The following is a 19,602-nucleotide window of genomic DNA, read 5'->3' on the forward strand; positions in this document are numbered from 1 at the left end:
TCACAGCCCCGCGACCGGCCGTGCGTCCTACAGTCCCGGGATCCGTCCGTTGCGGAACAGGTCCACGAAGATCTGGTGGTCACCGCGCGCGCGGGTGCCGTAGCTGTGCGCGAAGTCCACCAGGAGGTCGGCGAAGCCGTCCTCGTCGGCCGCGATGGCCGCGTCGATGGCCCGCTCCGTGGAGAACGGCACCAGCTCCGAGTGGCCGCTCTCGTCGTCCGCCGCCGCGTGCATCGTGGCGGTGGACCGGCCGAGGTCCGCGACGACCGCGGCGATCTCCTCGGGGTCGTCGATGTCGCCCCAGTCCAGGTCCACCGCGTACGGCGAGACCTCGGCGACCAGCTGGCCCGCCCCGTCCAGCTCGGTCCAGCCCAGCCACGGGTCCGCGTGCGCCTGCAGGGCGCGCTGCGAGATGACCGTGCGGTGACCCTCGTGCTGGAAGTACCCGCGGATCGCGGAGTCCGTCACGTGCCGGGACACGGCCGGGGTCTGGGCCTGCTTGATGTAGATCACCACATCGTTCTCCAGGGCGTCGCTGTTGCCCTCCAGAAGGATGTTGTACGACGGCAGGCCGGCCGAGCCGATGCCGATCCCCCGGCGGCCCACGACGTCCTTCACGCGGTACGAGTCCGGGCGGGTCAGCGAGGACTCCGGAAGCGTCTCCAGATAGCCGTCGAAGGCCGCGAGGACCTTGTAGCGGGTCGCGGCGTCCAGCTCGATGGAGCCGCCGCCCGGCGCGAAGCGGCGCTCGAAGTCGCGGATCTCCGTCATGGAGTCGAGCAGCCCGAAGCGGGTCAGCGAGCGCGCGTCGCGCAGCGCGTCCAGGAGCGGGCCCTCGGCGGTGTCCAGGGTGAAGGGCGGCACCTCGTCGCTCTTGGCGCCGGTGGCCAGCGCGTGGATGCGCTCGCGGTAGGCGGCCGCGTACACCCGCACCAGCTCGGTGATCTGCTCGTCGCTGAGCGCCTTCGCGTAGCCGATCAGGGCCACGGAGGCGGCGAAGCGCTTGAGGTCCCAGGTGAAGGGGCCCACATAGGCCTCGTCGAAGTCGTTCACGTTGAAGATCAGACGGCCCTGGGCGTCCATGTACGTGCCGAAGTTCTCGGCGTGCAGGTCGCCGTGGATCCACACGCGCGAGGTGCGCTCGTCCAGGTACGGGCCGCCCCGCCGGTCCTGGTCGAGGTCGTGGTAGAAGAGCGCCGCGGTGCCGCGGTAGAACGCGAAGGCGGAGGCCGCCATCTTGCGGAACTTCACACGGAACGCGGCCGGGTCGGCGGCCAGGAGCTCGCCGAAGGCGGTGTCGAAGACGGCGAGGATCTGCTCGCCGCGTTGCTCGGCGCTGAGCTGCGTGACCGACATCGCTGGGTGCCTCCTGGTGCAGGTGCTGCGGGACATGACGGGACGGACGCGCCGCCCCCGGGACAAAGGGTCCGTCCACTTCCAACGGACGAAGATACGCGGGAGTGCCCGGGTTCCGGCGGCGAACGCCGACCCGGATTCCGCGCCCCCGCATGAAGGTACGGATGATCCTCCGCGGAGTGTCAGTCGCGCGTCATAGACTTCGACGCTGACCCCCCAGACTGTTCGCAGCCTGTCACCCATGGTTCTTCCTGGAGGCCGAAACCGTGTCGAAGCCGCCGTTCACGCACCTGCACGTCCACACCCAGTACTCGCTGCTGGACGGTGCCGCGCGGCTCAAGGACATGTTCGACGCCTGCAACGAGATGGGCATGACCCATATCGCGATGAGCGACCACGGCAACCTCCACGGGGCCTATGACTTCTTCCACACGGCGAAGAAGGCGGGCGTCACCCCGATCATCGGCATCGAGGCGTACGTCGCCCCGGAGTCCCGGCGCAACAAGCGCAAGATCCAGTGGGGTCAGCCGCACCAGAAGCGCGACGACGTGTCCGGTTCGGGTGGTTACACGCACAAGACGATCTGGGCGTCGAACCGGACGGGCCTGCACAACCTCTTCAAGCTCTCCTCGGACGCGTACGCCGAGGGCTGGCTCCAGAAGTGGCCCCGGATGGACAAGGAGACGATCTCCAAGTGGTCGGAGGGGCTCATCGCCTCCACCGGCTGCCCCTCCGGCGAGCTCCAGACCAGGCTCCGCCTCGGCCAGTTCGACGAGGCCCTGAAGGCGGCCGCCGAGTACCAGGACATCTTCGGCAAGGACCGCTACTTCCTGGAGCTGATGGACCACGGCATCGAGATCGAGCGCCGGGTCCGCGACGGACTCCTGGAGATCGGCAAGAAGCTCGGCATCCCGCCCCTGGTGACGAACGACTCCCACTACACGTACGCGCACGAGGCGACCGCCCACGACGCCCTGCTGTGCATCCAGACCGGCAAGAACCTCTCCGACCCGGACCGCTTCCGCTTCGACGGCACCGGCTACTACCTGAAGACGACGGACGAGATGTACGCCGTCGACTCCTCGGACGCCTGGCAGGAGGGCTGCGCCAACACTCTCCTGGTGGCCGAGCAGATCGACACCACCGGCATGTTCGAGGCGAAGAACCTCATGCCGAAGTTCGACATCCCGGACGGCTTCACCGAGGTCACCTGGTTCCAGGAGGAGGTGCGCCTGGGCATGGAGCGCCGCTTCCCGGGCGGCGTCCCCGACGACCGCCAGAAGCAGGCCGAGTACGAGATGGACGTCATCATCCAGATGGGGTTCCCGGGGTACTTCCTCGTCGTCGCCGACTTCATCATGTGGGCCAAGAAGCAGGGCATCGCGGTGGGCCCCGGACGTGGTTCCGCGGCCGGCTCGATCGTCGCGTACGCCATGGGCATCACCGACCTCGACCCGATCCCGCACGGCCTGATCTTCGAGCGGTTCCTCAACCCCGAGCGCGTCTCCATGCCCGACGTCGACATCGACTTCGACGAGCGTCGGCGCGTCGAGGTGATCAGGTACGTGACCGAGAAGTACGGCGCCGACAAGGTCGCCATGATCGGCACGTACGGCAAGATCAAGGCGAAGAACGCCATCAAGGACTCCGCGCGCGTGCTGGGCTACCCGTACGCCATGGGAGACCGGCTCACCAAGGCGATGCCCGCCGACGTCCTCGGCAAGGGCATCGACCTGAACGGCATCACCGACCCCTCGCACCCCCGCTACAGCGAGGCCGGCGAGATCCGCGGGATGTACGAGAACGAGCCGGACGTGAAGAAGGTCATCGACACCGCCAAGGGCGTCGAGGGCCTGGTCCGGCAGATGGGCGTGCACGCGGCCGGCGTGATCATGTCCAGCGAGCCCATCGTCGACCACGCCCCCATCTGGGTGCGGCACAGCGACGGCGTGACCATCACCCAGTGGGACTACCCCCAGTGCGAGTCGCTGGGCCTGCTGAAGATGGACTTCCTCGGCCTGCGCAACCTGACGATCATGGACGACGCCATCAAGATGGTGAAGGCCAACAAGGGCGTCGACCTGGAGATGCTCGCCCTCCCGCTGGACGACCCCAAGACCTTCGAACTGCTCTGCCGCGGCGACACCCTCGGCGTCTTCCAGTTCGACGGCGGCCCGATGCGCTCGCTGCTCCGCCAGATGCAGCCCGACAACTTCGAGGACATCTCCGCCGTCTCGGCCCTGTACCGGCCGGGCCCGATGGGCATGAACTCGCACATCAACTACGCGGAGCGCAAGAACAAGCGCCAGGAGATCACCCCGATCCACCCGGAGCTGGAGAAGCCGCTCGAAGAGGTGCTGGCCGTCACCTACGGCCTGATCGTGTACCAGGAGCAGGTCCAGAAGGCCGCCCAGATCATCGCCGGGTACTCCCTCGGCGAGGCCGACATCCTGCGCCGCGTGATGGGCAAGAAGAAGCCCGACGAGCTGGCGAAGAACTTCGTCCTCTTCCAGGAGGGCGCCCGCAAGAACAACTACAGCGACGAGGCGATCCAGGGCCTGTGGGACGTACTGGTCCCCTTCGCCGGCTACGCCTTCAACAAGGCGCACTCCGCCGCGTACGGACTGGTCTCGTACTGGACCGGCTATCTGAAGGCGAACTACCCGGCCGAGTACATGGCCGCGCTGCTCACCTCGGTCAAGGACGACAAGGACAAGTCGGCCGTCTACCTGAACGAGTGCCGGCGCATGGGCATCAAGGTGCTGCCGCCCAACGTGAACGAGTCGGAGCAGAACTTCGCCGCCCAGGGCGACGACGTGATCCTCTTCGGCCTCTCGGCCGTCCGCAACGTCGGTACGAACGTGGTGGAGTCGATCATCCGCAGCCGCAAGGCCAAGGGGAAGTACGCCTCCTTCCCCGACTACCTCGACAAGGTCGAGGCGGTCGCCTGCAACAAGCGCACCACGGAATCCCTGATCAAGGCCGGCGCGTTCGACACGATGGGGCACACCCGCAAGGGCCTCACCGCGCAGTTCGAGCCGATGATCGACAACGTGGTGGCGGTCAAGCGCAAGGAGGCCGAGGGCCAGTTCGACCTCTTCGGCGGCATGGGCGACGAGGACACCAGCGAGCCCGGCTTCGGACTCGACGTGGAGTTCACCACCGACGAGTGGGACAAGGTCTACCTGCTCGCCCAGGAACGGGAGATGCTCGGCCTGTACGTCTCCGACCACCCGCTCTTCGGCCTGGAGCACGTCCTGTCCGACAAGGCGGACGCGGGCATCTCCCAGCTGACCGGGGGCGAGCACGCGGACGGCGCGGTCGTGACCATCGGCGGCATCATCTCGGGCCTGCAGCGCAAGATGACCAAGCAGGGCAACGCCTGGGCGATCGCCACCGTGGAGGACCTCGCGGGCTCCATGGAGTGCATGTTCTTCCCGGCGACCTACCAGCTGGTGTCGACCCAGCTCGTCGAGGACGCGGTCGTCTTCGTCAAGGGGCGCCTCGACAAGCGCGAGGACGTGCCGCGCCTGGTCGCGATGGAGCTCCAGGTCCCGGACCTGTCGAACGCGGGCACCAACGCACCCGTGATCCTCACCATCCCGGCGCTGAAGGTCACTCCGCCCATGGTCAGCCGCCTCGGCGAGATCCTCAGCCACCACAAGGGCGAGAGCGAGGTCCGCATCCGGCTCCAGGGCCCGAGCAAGACCACCGTGCTGCGACTCGACCGGCACCGGGTGAAGCCGGACCCGGCGCTCTTCGGAGACCTGAAGGTGCTGCTCGGCCCGTCCTGCCTGGCCGGCTGACCCGGGCACGGACCACGCACCGAGGGGCGCATCCGGTAACGGATGCGCCCCTCGGTGCGTGCCTGGGCCTCAACAGCCCGCGCGGCGGCCTCAGTTGTGGCCGAAGCGCCTCTGATGCTTACGGGCAACATCAGCGGGGCTGCCCTGGGCCTGCGACATCGGCGACTGCTGTGCCTGTGCCGCTGACCGCTGTGCCTGCTCCTGCGCACGCTCGGCCTGCGAGGAGCGGTCCTGCTGGCCGCCCTGCTTGCGATTCTTGTTCTTGGCCATGGTGATCTGCCTCCTGAAGGGGATCTAGGGGCCAGGGCCGCGACCAGATTCACATACGCTGACAAGTGGCGCATTTCGTAGAATTACCGTGCGTAATAAGACCTGTCGGTAGGTGTTCTCCCGATCCGCCACGCCGAAGATCGAGTTCCGGCCGTTAACCTCCGCACGGTCGGGCAGACTCCAAGGAAGCCCGAAGCAAACCTCCCGGAAAGAGGGTGGATCGCGTGGACCGCTGCATCGTCCTGGTGGACGCCGGGTATCTGCTCGGGGCCGCCGCCAGTCTCCTCGCCGGGGAGCCGTCGCGATCCCGGATCACCGTCGACCACGCCGCCCTCATCCAGGGCCTTCGCGAGCGCGCCGAGTCCGACACCGAGCGGCCCCTGCTGCGCATCTACTGGTTCGACGGCGCCCCCGACCGCGTACCGCAGCCGGAGCACCGCAGGCTCCGCGTGATGCCCCGGGTGACCGTGCGCCTGGGCGCGCTGACCCGCAGCGACGGGCGCTGGGCGCAGAAGGGCGTGGACGCCGCCATGCACGCCGAGCTGACCGAACTGGCACGCAACCGCGCCTGCTCCGACGTGGTCCTCGTGACCGGCGACGGGGACCTGCTGCCGGGCATGATGGCCGCCAAGGAGCACGGCGTCGCCGTACACCTGTGGGCCGTACAGGCCGCGGACGGCGACTACAACCAGTCCGAGGACCTGGTGGCCGAGGCCGACGAGCGGCGGGTGCTCGACCGCGCCTGGATCACCAAGGCGGTCCGCGCCAAGGAGATCGGCGGGATCTGCGCCCCCTCGCCCGTGCCGCGCCCGGAGATCGCCGCCATCCTCTCCGCGCCGCTGCCCGAGTCGGCGCTCGCCGCGGCGGCCGAGCGCTCCGTCCAGGAGGCCGAACACCACCAGGCGGCCGAATCGCAGAACGGCACCCAGGAGCCGTTGCCCACCCCCAAGGGGGTCCCTACACCCAAGGACCTGGCCGCGCTCCGCGGACCGGGCACCCAGGCCGCCCAGCACCCCACCAACGCGACGCTGCGCTGGTCCTCCGACAAGGGCTGGGTCGACCGGCCCGGCGGCACCATGGAGTCCGCGGAGGCCGCCGCGCTGCCCACCCTCGCCCAGCTCACCTCCGCGGAGCAGCGGTGGGCGGACCGCGAGGAGGACATCACCACCGTCGGCGGCGACCCCTACGAGGTCGGCCAGGTGTTCGCGCGCCGCTGGATGGGGCGCCTCACCGACCCGAGCCATCTGCAGAAGCTGTCGGCGATGTACCCGCGGGTCCCGCACCGGGTGGACGGCGAGCTGCTGCGCTACGCGGCCCGCTTCGGCCTGCTCGCGCACAAGGACGACCAGATCGACGAGCACGACCGCTACGCGATCCGGGCCGGATTCTGGCGGGAGATCGATGTGCGCACCGCGACGGAGCACGCGCCCGTCGGGGAGTGAGGTACCCGTCCGGCGGCTGCTGACGGACGGGCCCGGCGGCGAGTGGCCCGAGGCCGTTCGTGAAGGTTCGCGGAGGGGCTCGTCCGGGGGCGCCACCGGCCCGGTCGCATGACAGGGCCCCGGACCACGTACTCTCGTCCTTCGTGAGTACGCGCACGGCACAGGCGGCCCGGATGGGACACAGGGGCGACGTCGTGTGCGCCGTGCGAGGTCTGACCAAGACCTATCCGGCGGTCCGCGGCCGCCGGGGCACCCCGGCGACACCCGAGGTCAGGGCCACCGACGGGGTCCGTCTGGACATCCGCCGCGGCGAGATCTTCGGGCTGCTCGGCCCGAACGGCGCCGGCAAGTCCACCCTCGTACGCCAGCTCACCGGACTGATGCGCCCCGACAGCGGCAGCGTCGAGATCCTCGGGCACGACATCGTGCGCCATCCCGAGCGGGCGGCGAGGATCCTCGCCTACCTCGGGCAGGAGTCCACCGCCCTCGACGAGCTGACCGTGTCCCTCGCCGCCGAGACGACCGGGCGGCTGCGCGGGCTCGACCTGCGCGCGGCACGGGCCGAGCGGGACGCCGTCCTCGACGAACTGGGCCTGGCCCCACTCGCCTCCCGCCCCCTGAAGAAGCTCTCCGGCGGGCAGCGCAGGCTCGCCTGCTTCGCCGCCGCGCTCGTCGGCCGGCGCCCGCTGCTGGTCCTCGACGAGCCCACCACCGGCATGGACCCCGTCGCCCGGCGCGCCGTCTGGGCCGCCGTCGACCGGCGCCGCGCCGAGCACGGCGCCACGGTCCTGCTCGTCACCCACAACGTCATCGAGGCCGAGACGGTCCTCGACCGGGTCGCCGTCCTCGACGAGGGACGGGTCATCGCCTGCGACACCCCGGCCGGGCTCAAGGAACGCGTCGCCGGCGAGGTGCGCGTCGAGCTCGTCTGGCGCGACGGCGCCCCGCTGCACGTTCCCGAGGTGGCCGCGCTGCGGGCCCGCGCCGTCGAGTCGGGCCGCCGCTGGACGCTGCGGCTCGCGCCCGAGGAGGCCCGCGCGGCGGTGGCCACGGTCACCGGCGGGGCCGCCTTCGCCGCGCTCGACGACTTCACGCTGGCCACGCCGAGCCTGGAGGATGTGTACCTGGCGCTCGGCGGCCACGCGACACAGGGACTGGTGAAGGCGTGAGCGTCCGGGGTGTGGAATCCGTACGGGAGAGGGGCGTCGTACGTGTGCGGAACAGGACGGCTGCCGGAGTGAAGGGGAGCAGTTCGACGTGAGTGTCGTACCCGCTGGAGTCCTGCCGGGCAGCGCGCTGCCGCTGGCCGAGGACGCCGGTGCCGCCGCGGAGCTGGGGCCGCGCGCGCGGCTGTGGCCGTCGCTGGCCGCCGTGTACCGCGCGCAGCTCTCCCGCGCCCGCGTCGCGCGGATCCCGCTGCTGTTCGTGGCCACCTTCCAGTCCGTCGGCATCATGATCATGATGCGCGGGGTGGTGGACGGCGGCGCCGAGGCGCGCGCCGTGGTGGCCGGGTCGACCGTCCTGGTCGTCGCGTTCGTCGCCCTCAACCTGCTCGCCCAGTACTTCGGGCAGCTCCGGGCGAGCGGCGGGCTCGACCACTACGCGACGCTGCCGGTGCCGCCGGCGGCCGTGGTGCTCGGCGCCGCGGGCGCGTACGCGTCCTTCACGGTGCCCGGCACCGTCGTCACCGCCGTCTTCGGCTCCCTGCTCTTCGGGCTGCCGCTCACCCATCTGTGGGTGCTCGCCGCGGTCGTCCCGCTCGCGGGCGCCGCCCTGGCCGGGCTCGGGGCCGCGTTCGGGCTGCTCGCCCCGCGGCCCGAGCTCGCCACGCTGCTCGGCCAGCTGGGCATGTCCGCGGCCCTGCTGCTGGGCGTTCTCCCGGCGGACCGGATGCCGGCCGTGGTGCAGTACGCCCGGGACCTGCTGCCCTCGACCTACGGCGTCGAGGCGCTCGCGCGCACGTTCGGGGCGCATCCCGACTGGGCCGCCGTCCTCGGCGATCTGGCCGTCTGCGCCGGAGTCGGGGTGGCCTCACTGGCTCTCGCGGCCTGGGCCTACCGCCGGGCGGCCGTCCGGTGACGCGGCCGACAGCGGGGCCTGGCACGATGGCAGGGTGACCGCTCCGCTGACTCCGCCTCCGCCGCCGCACGAACAGTCCCCGCAGGACCGGCAGCAGCCGCACCCTGCCTGGCAGGCTCCGCACGCTCCCGGACCCGCGGGTTACCCCGTGTATCCGGCCGCGTACGAGGCCTCCTACGGACAGGACGGGCCCGGGATGAAGACCGAACTGCGGGAGGCGGCCGTGATCACGGTCGCGCTCGCGCTCGCGGGAGCTCTGCTCGGGGTGCTCTGGTCGTGGCTGACGCCACATGTGCCGCTGATCGCGGACGCCACCGCGGTGTACCTCAAGGACACCGAGGGGGAGCAGGCCATCGGTGTCGACGGAACCTTCACTCTCCTCGCGCTGGGTTTCGGAGCCCTGAGCGCTCTCGTCGTGTTCCTCGTACGACGGCGTGGCGGGGTGCCCCTGGTGATCGCGCTCGCCCTCGGCGGCCTGCTCGGATCGCTGCTCGCCTGGCGGATCGGTATATGGCTCGGCCCCATGCAGAACGTGGTCGCGCACGCCAAGGCCGTGGGCAAGGGCGTCACGTTCTCCGCGCCGCTGAAGCTCGGGGCCAAGGGCGCGCTGCTGGCGTGGTCGCTGAGTGCCATGGTGGTCCACCTCGGCCTCATGGCCCTGTTCGGCCCCAGGGACCCCGACCCGTACCAGCAGAACCCCTACCCGGCCACACCACCGGAGCCTCCCACCGCCTGATCGGGCGGCACGAGACAGCACCGCCAGGACGCCCGGAGCCGGGCCGCCCCGCCGCCCGATGGGGATGCGCGCAGCCGGTCCGACGGGCCGCCCGGCCGGCAGACGGCCGTCGTGGACGCGTGGATCCCGGCTGCCCGGCCGACCCCCGGTGCGGATGCACTCAGTCGGGCTGCCCGGCCGGTGCCGGGGCGCCGGCCGGGTCCGGGGTCCGGGTCACGCCGGACGGCGGCCGTGGTTCGAGCGGCCTTTCCTGACGCGCCACTTGCGTTTCCGCGTTTTCTTCGACATGCCCCTCGTGCTTAACCGAGGACGCGCCGTCCGTGAAGGGTCCATACACGCCACGACGGGCGCGGACCCGGCCCGTCACGGCCGCCGCACCGGGTGCGGACGCCCCGGGGGGTCACCCGCGTCCGACGGGCGCGGTCACCGCCCCCGTGAGCTCGGCCAGGTCGGTGGGGGAGAGCTCGACCTCCAGGCCGCGGCGCCCCGCCGAGACGCAGATCGTGGCGTGCCCGGACGCCGAGGAGTCCAGCACGGTGCGCAGCCTCTTGCGCTGGCCGAGCGGCGAGATGCCGCCGCGGACGTACCCCGTCGTGCGCTCGGCCGCCGCCGGGTCGGCCATCGCCGCCCGCTTGCCGCCCACCGCCGTGGCGAGGGCCTTGAGGTCCAGGGACCCGGCCACCGGTACGACCGCGACCACGAGCGCGCCGTCCACGTCCGCCACCAGGGTCTTGAACACCCTCGCCGGAGAGACGCCCATCGCCTCGGCCGCCTCCTCGCCGTACGACGGGTGCGCCGGGTCGTGCTCGTAGGCGTGGACCGTGTACGGGACGCCCGCCTCGGTCAGTGCCACCGTCGCCGGGGTGCCGCCGGACTGCTGCTTCTTCGCCTTCTTGGCCATCGACCTTCTCGCAAGCGTCAGTTCAGGCTCGTCGGGCCGCGCGTCAGTTCCGACGCGGGCAACGACGGCAGATTACGGATGATGGCGGTCTCCGTGCGCAGCAGTTTCAGCTCCTCGCGCAGCCGGGACGCCGTGTCGGAGGCCTGCAGCAGCCGCTGTCTGGCCGGGACGTCCAGCATCACGGCGGCCGCGACGAGATAGGAGACGACCGCCGGTTCGTCCGGCAGGTCCGCGCCGGTCGACAGCGAACGCTCGCGGGCTCCGGCCAGCCGTTTCTGGTACTGGCGGAAGGCGCGCAGCACGCCCTCGGCGAGCGCTCCGGCCTCGTCCCCCGCGTCCTCGGGGAGTTCCTCCAGCTCGGCGGTCAGGAACGCCCCGGAGGCGTCCACCGACAGCAGCCGCACCCGTGTGGTGCCGGTCGCCAGCACCTCGAAGCTGCCGTCGGCGCGCTCGCGGACGGTCGCCGCGTCCGCGATGCAGCCCACCTCGTGGAAGGCCTTGAGCGGATCGTCGCCGAAACCGGCGGCGGCCCCGCGCTCGGGCACGGCGGTCCCGTCCGGCATGCCCGGCGCGCTGGGTGAGACCTCATGGCCGTCGCGGATGGCGACGACGGCGAATCGGCGGGATTCGTCCTCGGGCGTCTTGAGCAGATCGCGCATCATGGCGCGATAACGCTCCTCGAACACGTTCAGAGGAAGCACGAGCCCGGGGAACAACACCGAGTTCAGGGGGAAGAGCGGGAGCCGGACGGTGGTCACGACGCGAAAGCCTAATGGTCGACGGAGGGGACGCGTCCGCCGTGCCCACTCCATGGATGCCGATCGGGGACCGGATCGCACAGCGGAAGCCCCGAGGCGACCTCCAGACGGACACCGTCGCGCAGCTCCAGGAACTGGTCGAGCGGGTCCTCGGAGACCCGGTCCCAGGGGAACGAGGTCACGTACGGGCCGATGAGACGCAACTGCTCCAGGGCGTCCTGCCAGCGCTCCAGCCGGACCAGCACGTAGGTGAGCAGGTTGCGCACCTCGGCGGGCCACGGATCGGAGGGCGCGTAGGCCGCGGAGACCGAGATCGCGAGGTCGGCGGCGGCGTCCAGGCGCTTGCGCGGGACCTGGGGACCGCCGCCCTCGGTCAGATAGGCGAAGGCGGCACGTACCGGCAGCGCCTGGACCAGGGAGCCCGGCAGCGCGTCCTGCGCGGCCGGCTCGGCGAAGTCGAAGCACTCGCTGTGCGAGCCGTACCAGGCGGCCGAGAGGTACTGCAGAGCGGCCACGTGACAGCCGTAGTGGTGCGGGGAGCGCCGGACGGCCTCCGTCCACAGGTGCTCGAACTCGGTGTGCCCCACGTTGGTGCCGCGGGCGTGGTCGAGCGCGATCCGCCACGGCACCGGGTCGCGCGGATCGCCCTCGGCGGCGGACATGATCAGCGGGCCGACCTCGCGCAGCAGTTCCACCCGTGCGGGCGACTCCCAACCGCGCCGGACCGCCAGTTCGGCCCTGACGAGGAGGACGTCCGGGTCGTGCGGGTCGGCGGCCTGCCACTGCCTGAGCCACTCGTCGCGGGAACGCGCGAAGGTCGCGAGACGCATCGCGTACCGGTCGCGGTTCTCCCACTCGGCGGACTCGCGGGTGGTGGCCAGCAGTTCGGCCGCGGGGACGTAGTCGCCCCGGGCCGCCGCGACGAGCGCCGGACCCAGCCGGTGGTCGGGGGCGTCGAGGAGCACCTCTTCGTCGGCCGGCAGTCCGGTGGCGAGGCGAGAGGTGTTCCGTGCCATCCGGGCCGTACGGAGGAGTGCGCGCAGCAGTGCCATGGTGTCGACCATTGAAAACCGCAGGTCGAGGCTGTGCCATAGGTGCACGGTGACGCTTTCGTAAACGCCGATTGGTTGTGCGGTATGCGGTCAAGGGCGAGTAAAAGGGTCGTGTACATCTCGTGTGCGACGGTCCCGCGAGGGCGGTGCGGGGCCCAGTGGCGGCCTGGTGGCGGTGGTGCGAGCGGTCCGCGGCGGCCTGGAGGCGGTGCTGCGGGGGCTCCGCGGCGGCCTGGCAGCGGTGGTACGAGCGGTCCGCGGCGGCCCGGCGGCGGCGGTGCGGGGGCCCATGGAGCCCCCGCAGCCCAGCCGCCCCGCAGCCCAGCCGCCCCGCAGCCCAGCCGCCCCGCAGCCCAGCCGCCCCGCAGCCCAGCCGCACGGGCGGCCCAGCCGCACGGGCGGCCCTCAGCCGCGGCGGAGCAGCCGGGTGGCCCCGGCGGCCACCGTCGTCGCCAGGATCCAGCCGAGGAGGATCACCACCGCGGCCAGCCACTGCCAGCCGCCGCGCAGCTGCCAGGAGCCGACCTGGCCCAGATCGATGACCGGCAGCAGCAGGTCCAGGGCGTAGAGCGAGGCGTTCCACGGCGGATGGCCGCCGTTGACCGGCTGATGGCCGGCGTGCGAGAAGGCGACCGACGTCGCACCCCACAGCACCGCCATCCACAGGGCGGCCCGGCCGGGCCGGTACCCGTAGGCGACCGTCAGGTCCTGCGCGTAACCCCACAGTTTGGCGGCCAGCGGCAGGGTCTCGCGGCGGCGGCGCTGCTTGGCGAGCAGCACCTCGCGGGCGTCCTCGTCCTCACCGGAGTTGCGCAGCACGGTGGCCAGGCGCTCGTACGGCTCCGGGCCGTACTCGGCGGTGGCCGCCGCCACCCACTCCAGCCGCCGGGTCAGCGGGAAGGCGCCCTGCGGGACCAGGTTCTCGTAGCTGAAGCCGCCCATGTGCAGCCGGCCGGGCCCCGGCCAGCTGGACGCCCGGTCGACCAGGTTGACCACGCGCGCGCCGGACAGCACGACCTTGCCGCGCTCGGGCCGCTCGCCCAGGAAGCGCAGCTCGGGCGTCTGGACCCGGAGCAGTGACAGCTCCTGGTCGTCGTCGAAGGCGAACCGGGCCCGGTCGAAGTCGACCGCGTCACCGAACCGCCCGTCGTCCAGCCGGATGCCGCCCTGGCACTCGAACCGCTGCACCAGCGTGCCGCGCGCCGGTGTGGTGCCGCTGGTCATCAGCGGATTGCCGAGGCCGGCCGGGGTCATGTAGAGCGTGCGGTTGACGGTGAGCTGGGGGGCGTTGAGGGCGAGCCGGGTGTACGGGTTGTTCAGCCTGCTGCCGCGCAGGCTCAGCGACACGCCGACGGTGGCGCCGCGCAGACTCAGCTCGCCGTGCGACTCCAGCATCTCGGCCTGGAGGTCCTGTCCGACGGTCATGCCGTCGCCGGTGATCGAACGCCCGCGCCGGTCCCGGTAGACCACGGCCTGGTTGAGCAGCAGATCCGTGCCGATGTGCGCGTCCGTCAGCCGTACCCCGTTGTGGAAGCGGCAGCGCGGCAGATGCAGATCGCCCTCGGTGTGCAGCCGGGCCGCCTCCAGCCGGGGCACCGAGCAGTTCACCAGCCGTACGGTCGTGAACCGGGACTCCGGCAGCAGGACCTCCTTCTCGAACCGGCACCCCTTCAGCTCCACGTACGGCACCACCGTGCCGCCCGCGAGATCGAGCACATCGGTGATCCGGACGCCGGTCAGCTTCAGGGAGGCGACCCGGCCCTGGAGGGCGGGCGGCCCGTCGAGCAGCAGCCAGGCCACTATCCGGGCCCGGACACTGCGCTCGGGCCCCCAGGGATGGCCGCCGTGCGGATCGTCCACGGCCGTGTCCCCGGCGCGCAGGTCGTACACGCTGCCGTTGCGGAAGGCCTGCCACATCCCCGCTTCGGCGGCGGTCAGCTCGTCCGGCAGGTCCCCGGTGCGCAGGCCGGCCCCCTCGGTCACAGCACGTCCCTTCCTCCCCAGCTACTCGCGGGTTTCGTACATTCGTGCAATGCCCGCTCAGTGACGGCCCGAACGCTACTGGTGACGGGGATCTTCCGCGGAACCGAAGGTGGCTTGTATCAGCCATTGATACGGGCGTCCGGCGCCTCGGCGCCGTCTGAGAGAATTGTCCCCGTGCTGCAACATTTCGCGATCACTCGAATCGATCTGCGCGGCGACGCCCTCCCCGAGGGCTCCGCCCTGCGCGACCTGCTGCCCCGAGCCGACTTCGACGTCTCGGCCGCCCTGGAGAAGGTGCGACCGATCTGCGAGGCCGTGCATCATCGGGGCGACGCGGCGCTGATCGACTACGCGGAGAAGTTCGACGGAGTACGGCTGGAGTCCGTGCGTGTTCCGGCCCAGGCCCTCGCCGACGCCCTGGAGCAGCTCGACCCCGCCGTGCGCGCGGCCCTGGAGGAGTCCATCCGCCGCGCCCGTCTCGTCCACCGCGAACAGCGCCGCACGACGCACACCACCCAGGTCGTGCCCGGTGGCTCGGTCACCGAGAAGTGGGTGCCGGTCGACCGCGTGGGGCTGTACGCCCCCGGCGGACGGTCGGTGTACCCGTCGTCCGTGATCATGAACGCCGTCCCGGCACAGGAGGCCGGCGTCCCCTCCATGGCGCTGGCGTCCCCGCCGCAGAAGGAGTTCGGCGGCCTTCCGCACCCCACGATCCTCGCCGCCTGCGCGCTGCTCGGCATCGACGAGGTGTACGCGGCCGGAGGCGCCCAGGCCGTCGCGATGTTCGCGCACGGCACCGAGTCCTGCCCCTCGGCCACCATGGTCACGGGCCCGGGCAACATCTGGGTCGCCGCCGCCAAGCGCTACTTCACCGGCCGGATCGGCATCGACGCGGAGGCCGGCCCGACCGAGATCGCGGTCCTCGCGGACGACACCGCCGACCCGGTGCACGTCGCCGCCGACCTGATCAGCCAGGCCGAGCACGACCCGCTCGCCGCCGCCGTCCTGGTCACCGACTCGCCGGCCCTCGCGGACGCCGTGGAGAAGGAGCTGGAGCCGCAGGTCGCGGCCACCAAGCACATCGACGACCGGATCGTCCCGGCCCTGAACGGCCGGCAGTCCGCGATCGTCCTCGTCGACGGGATCGACGAGGGCCTGCGGGTCGTCGACGCCTACGGAGCCGAGCACCTGGAGATCCAGACCGCGGACGCGGCGGCCGTCGCCGACCGGGTCAGGAACGCGGGAGCGATCTTCGTCGGCCCCTGGGCCCCGGTCTCGCTCGGCGACTACGCGGCGGGCTCCAACCACGTGTTGCCCACCGGCGGCTGCGCCTGCCACTCCTCGGGCCTGTCCGTCCAGTCCTTCCTGCGCGGCATCCACATCGTCGACTACACGAAGGACGCGCTCGCGGACGTAGCGCATCACGTGGTGACGCTGGCGGAGGCTGAGGACCTGCCCGCGCACGGCGCGGCGGTCAAGGCAAGGTTCGGTTGGAAGGTACCCGAGGGCAAGTGACTGGCATCGACGATCTCCCCGTACGGGACGAACTGCGCGGCAAGACCCCCTACGGCGCACCCCAACTGGACGTCCCCGTACGCCTGAACACCAACGAGAACCCCTACCCGCTGCCCGAGCCGCTCGTCGAGCGGATCGCCGAGCGGGTCCGTGAGGCCGCCCGCGGGCTCAACCGCTACCCCGACCGGGACGCGGTGGAGCTGCGCACCGAGCTGGCCGCCTATCTGACGAAGACCGGCAAGCACCCGGTCACCACCGAGAACGTCTGGGCCGCCAACGGCTCCAACGAGGTCATCCAGCAACTGCTCCAGACCTTCGGCGGACCCGGCCGCACCGCGATCGGCTTCGAGCCGTCGTACTCGATGCACGCGCTCATCGCGCGCGGCACGGGCACGGCCTGGATCTCGGGCCCCCGCAACGAGGACTTCACCATCGACCTCGCCGCCGCCGAGCGGGCCATCGCCGAGAACCGGCCGGACGTCGTCTTCGTCACCACCCCCAACAACCCCACGGGCAACGCGGTCCCGCCCGGGACGGTCCTCGCGCTCTACGAGGCGGCGCAGGCGGCGAAGCCGTCGATGGTCGTGATCGACGAGGCGTACATCGAGTTCAGCCACGGCGACTCGCTGCTGCCGCTGCTCGAAGGACGGCCGAATCTCGTCGTCTCCCGGACGATGTCGAAGGCCTTCGGCGCGGCGGGACTGCGCCTCGGCTACCTCGCCGCCCACCCGGCGGTGGTCGACGCCGTCCAGCTCGTACGACTTCCGTACCACCTGTCGGCCATCACCCAGGCGACCGCGCTGGCCGCCCTGGAGCACACCGACACCCTGCTCGGCTATGTGGAGCAGCTCAAGTCCGAGCGGGACCGGCTGGTCACCGAACTGCGCGCGATGGGCTACGAGGTGATCGAGTCGGACGCGAACTTCGTGCAGTTCGGGCGGTTCGCCGACGCCCACACCGTCTGGCGGAAGATCCTCGACCGGGGCGTCCTGGTCCGGGACAACGGCGTACCGGGGTGGCTGCGGGTCTCCGCCGGAACCCCGGAGGAAAACGACGCGTTCCTCGACGCGGTACGTGAACTACTGGGCTCTGCGGGAGACATCCCCGCACCCCCGAAGGAGCAGAGCGCATGAACCGCGTAGGACGCGTGGAGCGGGTGACGAAGGAGACGTCGGTCCTCGTCGAGATCGATCTCGACGGCTCCGGCAAGGTCGACGTGGCCACGGGCGTCGGTTTCTACGACCACATGCTCGACCAGCTCGGCCGGCACGGTCTGTTCGACCTGACCGTGAAGACCGAGGGTGACCTGCACATCGACTCGCACCACACCATCGAGGACACCGCCCTCGCACTGGGCGCCGCCTTCAAGCAGGCACTCGGCGACAAGGTGGGCATCTACCGCTTCGGCAACTGCACGGTCCCGCTGGACGAGTCGCTCGCCCAGGTGACCGTCGACCTGTCGGGCCGCCCCTACCTCGTGCACACCGAGCCCGAGAAGATGGCGCCGATGATCGGCGAGTACGACACGACGATGACCCGGCACATCCTGGAGTCCTTCGTCGCCCAGGCCCAGATCGCCCTCCACGTGCACGTGCCCTACGGGCGCAACGCGCACCACATCGTGGAGTGCCAGTTCAAGGCGCTGGCCCGTGCCCTGCGTTATGCCTCCGAGCGCGACCCGCGCGCCGCCGGAATCCTCCCCTCCACGAAGGGCGCGCTGTGACAGGCCTGTCGAGCATCCTGATCGTTGTCGGCCTCTTCCTCCTCGGAGGCATCTACTCCTTCGTGAAGCAGGACATGCCCAAGAGCCTGGTCGTGCTGCTCTCGATAGGAGCCGCGATGTGTCTCGTCGCGGGTGTCATGCGGCTGGAGGTGTGGAGTTGAGCGCACCCAAAAAGGTCGTCGTCTTCGACTACGGCTTCGGAAACGTACGGTCGGCCGAGCGTGCCCTCGCCCGCGCGGGTGCCGAGGTCGAGATAACACGCGACTTCGACACCGCGATGAACGCGGACGGACTGCTGGTGCCCGGCGTGGGCGCCTTCGCCGCCTGCATGAAGGGCCTCAGGGAAGCCCGCGGCGACTGGATCATCGGCCGGCGGCTGTCCGGCGGCCGTCCCGTCATGGGCATCTGCGTCGGCATGCAGATCCTCTTCTCGCGCGGCATCGAGCACGGCGTGGAGACCGAGGGCCTCGACGAGTGGCCGGGCACGGTCGGGCCGCTGCAGGCCGACATCGTGCCCCACATGGGCTGGAACACCGTCGAGACCCCGGCTGGCTCGCAGGCCTTCGCGGGCCTCGACGCCGACGCGCGCTTCTATTTCGTCCACTCCTACGCCGTCCACGACTGGTCCCTGGAAGTCGGCAACCCGTTGCTGCGCGCCCCCCTGGTGACCTGGTCCACGCACGGCAAGCCCTTCGTGGCGGCCGTCGAGAACGGCGCGCTGTGGGCCACCCAGTTCCACCCCGAGAAGTCCGGCGACGCCGGAGCCCAGCTCCTCACCAACTGGATCGGAACACTGTGAGCAAGCTCGAACTCCTCCCCGCCGTCGACGTCCGCGACGGCCAGGCCGTCCGCCTCGTGCACGGCGAGTCCGGGACCGAGACCTCCTACGGCTCCCCCCTGGAGGCCGCCCTGGCCTGGCAGGGCGCCGGCGCCGAGTGGCTGCACCTCGTCGACCTGGACGCCGCGTTCGGCACCGGCGACAACCGGGACCTGATCTCCGAGGTCACCAAGGCGATGGACATCAAGGTCGAGCTGTCCGGCGGAATCCGCGACGACGCCTCCCTGGCGGCAGCCCTCGCGACCGGCTGCACCCGCGTCAACCTCGGCACCGCCGCCCTGGAGACCCCCGAGTGGGTCGCCAAGGTCATCGCCGAGCACGGCGACAAGATCGCGGTCGGTCTCGACGTCCGCGGCACCACCCTGCGCGGCCGCGGCTGGACCCGCGACGGCGGCGACCTCTACGAGACGCTGGAACGCCTCAACTCCGAGGGCTGCGCCCGCTACGTGGTGACCGACATCGCCAAGGACGGCACGCTCCAGGGCCCGAACCTGGAGCTGCTGCGCACCGTGTGCGCGGCGACCGACCGCCCGGTGGTCGCCTCCGGCGGCGTGTCGTCGCTGGACGACCTGCGCGCCATCGGCGAACTCGTGCCGCTCGGCGTCGAGGGCTCGATCGTCGGCAAGGCCCTGTACGCCAAGGCGTTCACCCTCGAAGAGGCGCTGGCGGCGGTAGCCCGGTGAGCGCCGTACGCCGCGTCGTGACCGGCGCGCCCTGGGAGGAGACCTTCGGGTACTCCCGCGCGGTTGAACTGCCGAACGGCCTGGTACTGGTGTCCGGCTGCACCTCGGTGATCGACGGCCAGATCGCCGAGGGCGACCCGTACGAGCAGGCGCTCAACTCCTTCAACGCCGCGTTCGCCGCGCTGGAGCAGCTCGGCCTCGGCCGCGACGACGTCGTCCGTACGCGCATGTACATCACCCATGCCCGGGACGTCGAGGCAGTCGGCCGCGCCCACAAGCAGTTGTTCGACGTCGTCCGCCCCGCCGCGACGATGATCATCGTCGCGGGTCTGGTGGACTCGCGTCTGGTCGTCGAGGTCGAGGTGGAGGCGTTCCGTGCGAGCGAGGACCGTACGGAGGCGTCGGGCGACGACCGTACGGAACAGTCCGGCGAAGACCCCGCAGAGCAGGGAGAAGCACA

17 protein-coding genes and 1 pseudogene are annotated in these 19,602 nt (G+C 71.2%); 12 read left to right on the plus strand and 6 right to left on the minus strand.

What is annotated here, in order from left to right; all coding sequences use genetic code 11:
* Positions 1 to 27 precede the first annotated feature (27 nt).
* The gene (locus OHT01_RS28950; RefSeq protein WP_328556044.1) at positions 28 to 1,356 is read right to left on the minus strand and encodes a DUF2252 domain-containing protein; all 1,329 of its coding nucleotides are present in this window, start codon (positions 1,354 to 1,356) and stop codon (positions 28 to 30) included.
* A 266-nt stretch (positions 1,357 to 1,622) separates the two neighbouring features.
* Between OHT01_RS28950 and dnaE the strand changes: the two genes are divergently transcribed.
* Positions 1,623 to 5,162, plus strand: coding sequence for a DNA polymerase III subunit alpha (gene dnaE, locus OHT01_RS28955; protein ID WP_328556045.1), 3,540 nt, complete (start codon positions 1,623 to 1,625; stop codon positions 5,160 to 5,162).
* Positions 5,163 to 5,252: 90 nt separating this feature from the next.
* Here the strand turns inward: dnaE and OHT01_RS28960 are convergent, their stop codons facing one another.
* Positions 5,253 to 5,432, minus strand: coding sequence for a hypothetical protein (locus tag OHT01_RS28960; RefSeq protein ID WP_328556046.1), 180 nt, complete (start codon positions 5,430 to 5,432; stop codon positions 5,253 to 5,255).
* A gap of 224 nt (positions 5,433 to 5,656) precedes the next feature.
* On the opposite strand from OHT01_RS28960, the gene OHT01_RS28965 reads away from it, so the two are divergent.
* The 4 genes from OHT01_RS28965 to OHT01_RS28980 all read left to right on the plus strand — a co-directional run bounded on the left by OHT01_RS28965 (position 5,657) and on the right by OHT01_RS28980 (position 9,689).
* Entirely contained in the window at positions 5,657 to 6,874 is a 1,218-nt protein-coding gene (locus OHT01_RS28965) for an NYN domain-containing protein (protein ID WP_328556047.1), read from the plus strand.
* Between the two features lie 194 nt (positions 6,875 to 7,068).
* On the plus strand, positions 7,069 to 8,043 hold the full coding sequence (locus tag OHT01_RS28970; RefSeq protein WP_328558309.1) for an ABC transporter ATP-binding protein: 975 nt from the start codon (positions 7,069 to 7,071) through the stop codon (positions 8,041 to 8,043).
* Positions 8,044 to 8,131: 88 nt separating this feature from the next.
* The gene (locus OHT01_RS28975; RefSeq protein ID WP_328556048.1) at positions 8,132 to 8,953 is read left to right on the plus strand and encodes an ABC transporter permease; all 822 of its coding nucleotides are present in this window, start codon (positions 8,132 to 8,134) and stop codon (positions 8,951 to 8,953) included.
* 34 nt (positions 8,954 to 8,987) lie between these two features.
* Positions 8,988 to 9,689, plus strand: a complete 702-nt coding sequence (locus OHT01_RS28980) for an AAA family ATPase (RefSeq protein ID WP_328556049.1) — start codon at positions 8,988 to 8,990, stop codon at positions 9,687 to 9,689.
* A gap of 400 nt (positions 9,690 to 10,089) precedes the next feature.
* Here OHT01_RS28980 and ybaK read toward each other — a convergent pair whose 3' ends face one another.
* The 4 genes from ybaK to OHT01_RS29000 form a co-directional block, all read right to left on the minus strand.
* Positions 10,090 to 10,590 (minus strand): Cys-tRNA(Pro) deacylase, encoded by a 501-nt coding sequence (gene ybaK, locus OHT01_RS28985; protein ID WP_328556050.1) that lies wholly within the window; start codon positions 10,588 to 10,590, stop codon positions 10,090 to 10,092.
* 17 nt (positions 10,591 to 10,607) lie between these two features.
* The gene (locus OHT01_RS28990; protein WP_328556051.1) at positions 10,608 to 11,348 is read right to left on the minus strand and encodes an LON peptidase substrate-binding domain-containing protein; all 741 of its coding nucleotides are present in this window, start codon (positions 11,346 to 11,348) and stop codon (positions 10,608 to 10,610) included.
* Between the two features lie 11 nt (positions 11,349 to 11,359).
* Complete coding sequence (locus tag OHT01_RS28995) at positions 11,360 to 12,400, minus strand: hypothetical protein (RefSeq protein WP_328556052.1); 1,041 nt, start codon at positions 12,398 to 12,400, stop codon at positions 11,360 to 11,362.
* Between the two features lie 405 nt (positions 12,401 to 12,805).
* Entirely contained in the window at positions 12,806 to 14,383 is a 1,578-nt protein-coding gene (locus OHT01_RS29000; protein ID WP_328556053.1) for an oxidoreductase, read from the minus strand.
* Positions 14,384 to 14,557: 174 nt separating this feature from the next.
* On the opposite strand from OHT01_RS29000, the gene hisD reads away from it, so the two are divergent.
* The 7 genes and pseudogenes from hisD to OHT01_RS29035 all read left to right on the plus strand — a co-directional run.
* The gene (hisD, locus tag OHT01_RS29005) at positions 14,558 to 15,898 is read left to right on the plus strand and encodes a histidinol dehydrogenase (RefSeq protein ID WP_328556054.1); all 1,341 of its coding nucleotides are present in this window, start codon (positions 14,558 to 14,560) and stop codon (positions 15,896 to 15,898) included.
* Positions 15,895 to 17,031 (plus strand): histidinol-phosphate transaminase, encoded by a 1,137-nt coding sequence (locus OHT01_RS29010; RefSeq protein WP_328556055.1) that lies wholly within the window; start codon positions 15,895 to 15,897, stop codon positions 17,029 to 17,031. The genes hisD and OHT01_RS29010 overlap by 4 nt, the downstream gene beginning before the upstream one ends.
* Positions 17,028 to 17,621 (plus strand): imidazoleglycerol-phosphate dehydratase HisB, encoded by a 594-nt coding sequence (hisB, locus tag OHT01_RS29015; protein WP_266757720.1) that lies wholly within the window; start codon positions 17,028 to 17,030, stop codon positions 17,619 to 17,621. The genes OHT01_RS29010 and hisB overlap by 4 nt, the downstream gene beginning before the upstream one ends.
* Positions 17,618 to 17,782 carry a hypothetical protein gene (locus tag OHT01_RS29020; RefSeq protein ID WP_261708150.1) on the plus strand — a complete coding sequence of 55 codons (165 nt, stop codon included), beginning with the start codon at positions 17,618 to 17,620 and terminating at the stop codon, positions 17,780 to 17,782. The genes hisB and OHT01_RS29020 overlap by 4 nt, the downstream gene beginning before the upstream one ends.
* Positions 17,773 to 18,420 (plus strand): imidazole glycerol phosphate synthase subunit HisH, encoded by a 648-nt coding sequence (hisH, locus tag OHT01_RS29025; protein ID WP_328556056.1) that lies wholly within the window; start codon positions 17,773 to 17,775, stop codon positions 18,418 to 18,420. Before OHT01_RS29020 ends, hisH begins: the two co-directional genes overlap by 10 nt.
* Positions 18,417 to 19,142, plus strand: coding sequence for a bifunctional 1-(5-phosphoribosyl)-5-((5-phosphoribosylamino)methylideneamino)imidazole-4-carboxamide isomerase/phosphoribosylanthranilate isomerase PriA (priA, locus tag OHT01_RS29030; RefSeq protein WP_328556057.1), 726 nt, complete (start codon positions 18,417 to 18,419; stop codon positions 19,140 to 19,142). The genes hisH and priA overlap by 4 nt, the downstream gene beginning before the upstream one ends.
* Positions 19,139 to 19,519, plus strand: a pseudogene (locus tag OHT01_RS29035) (RidA family protein); the annotation flags it as partial. The gene priA and the pseudogene OHT01_RS29035, both read left to right, overlap by 4 nt.
* Positions 19,520 to 19,602: the final 83 nt, after the last annotated feature.

It is taken from the genome of Streptomyces sp. NBC_00358, from assembly GCF_036099295.1.
Classification (GTDB): domain Bacteria; phylum Actinomycetota; class Actinomycetes; order Streptomycetales; family Streptomycetaceae; genus Streptomyces.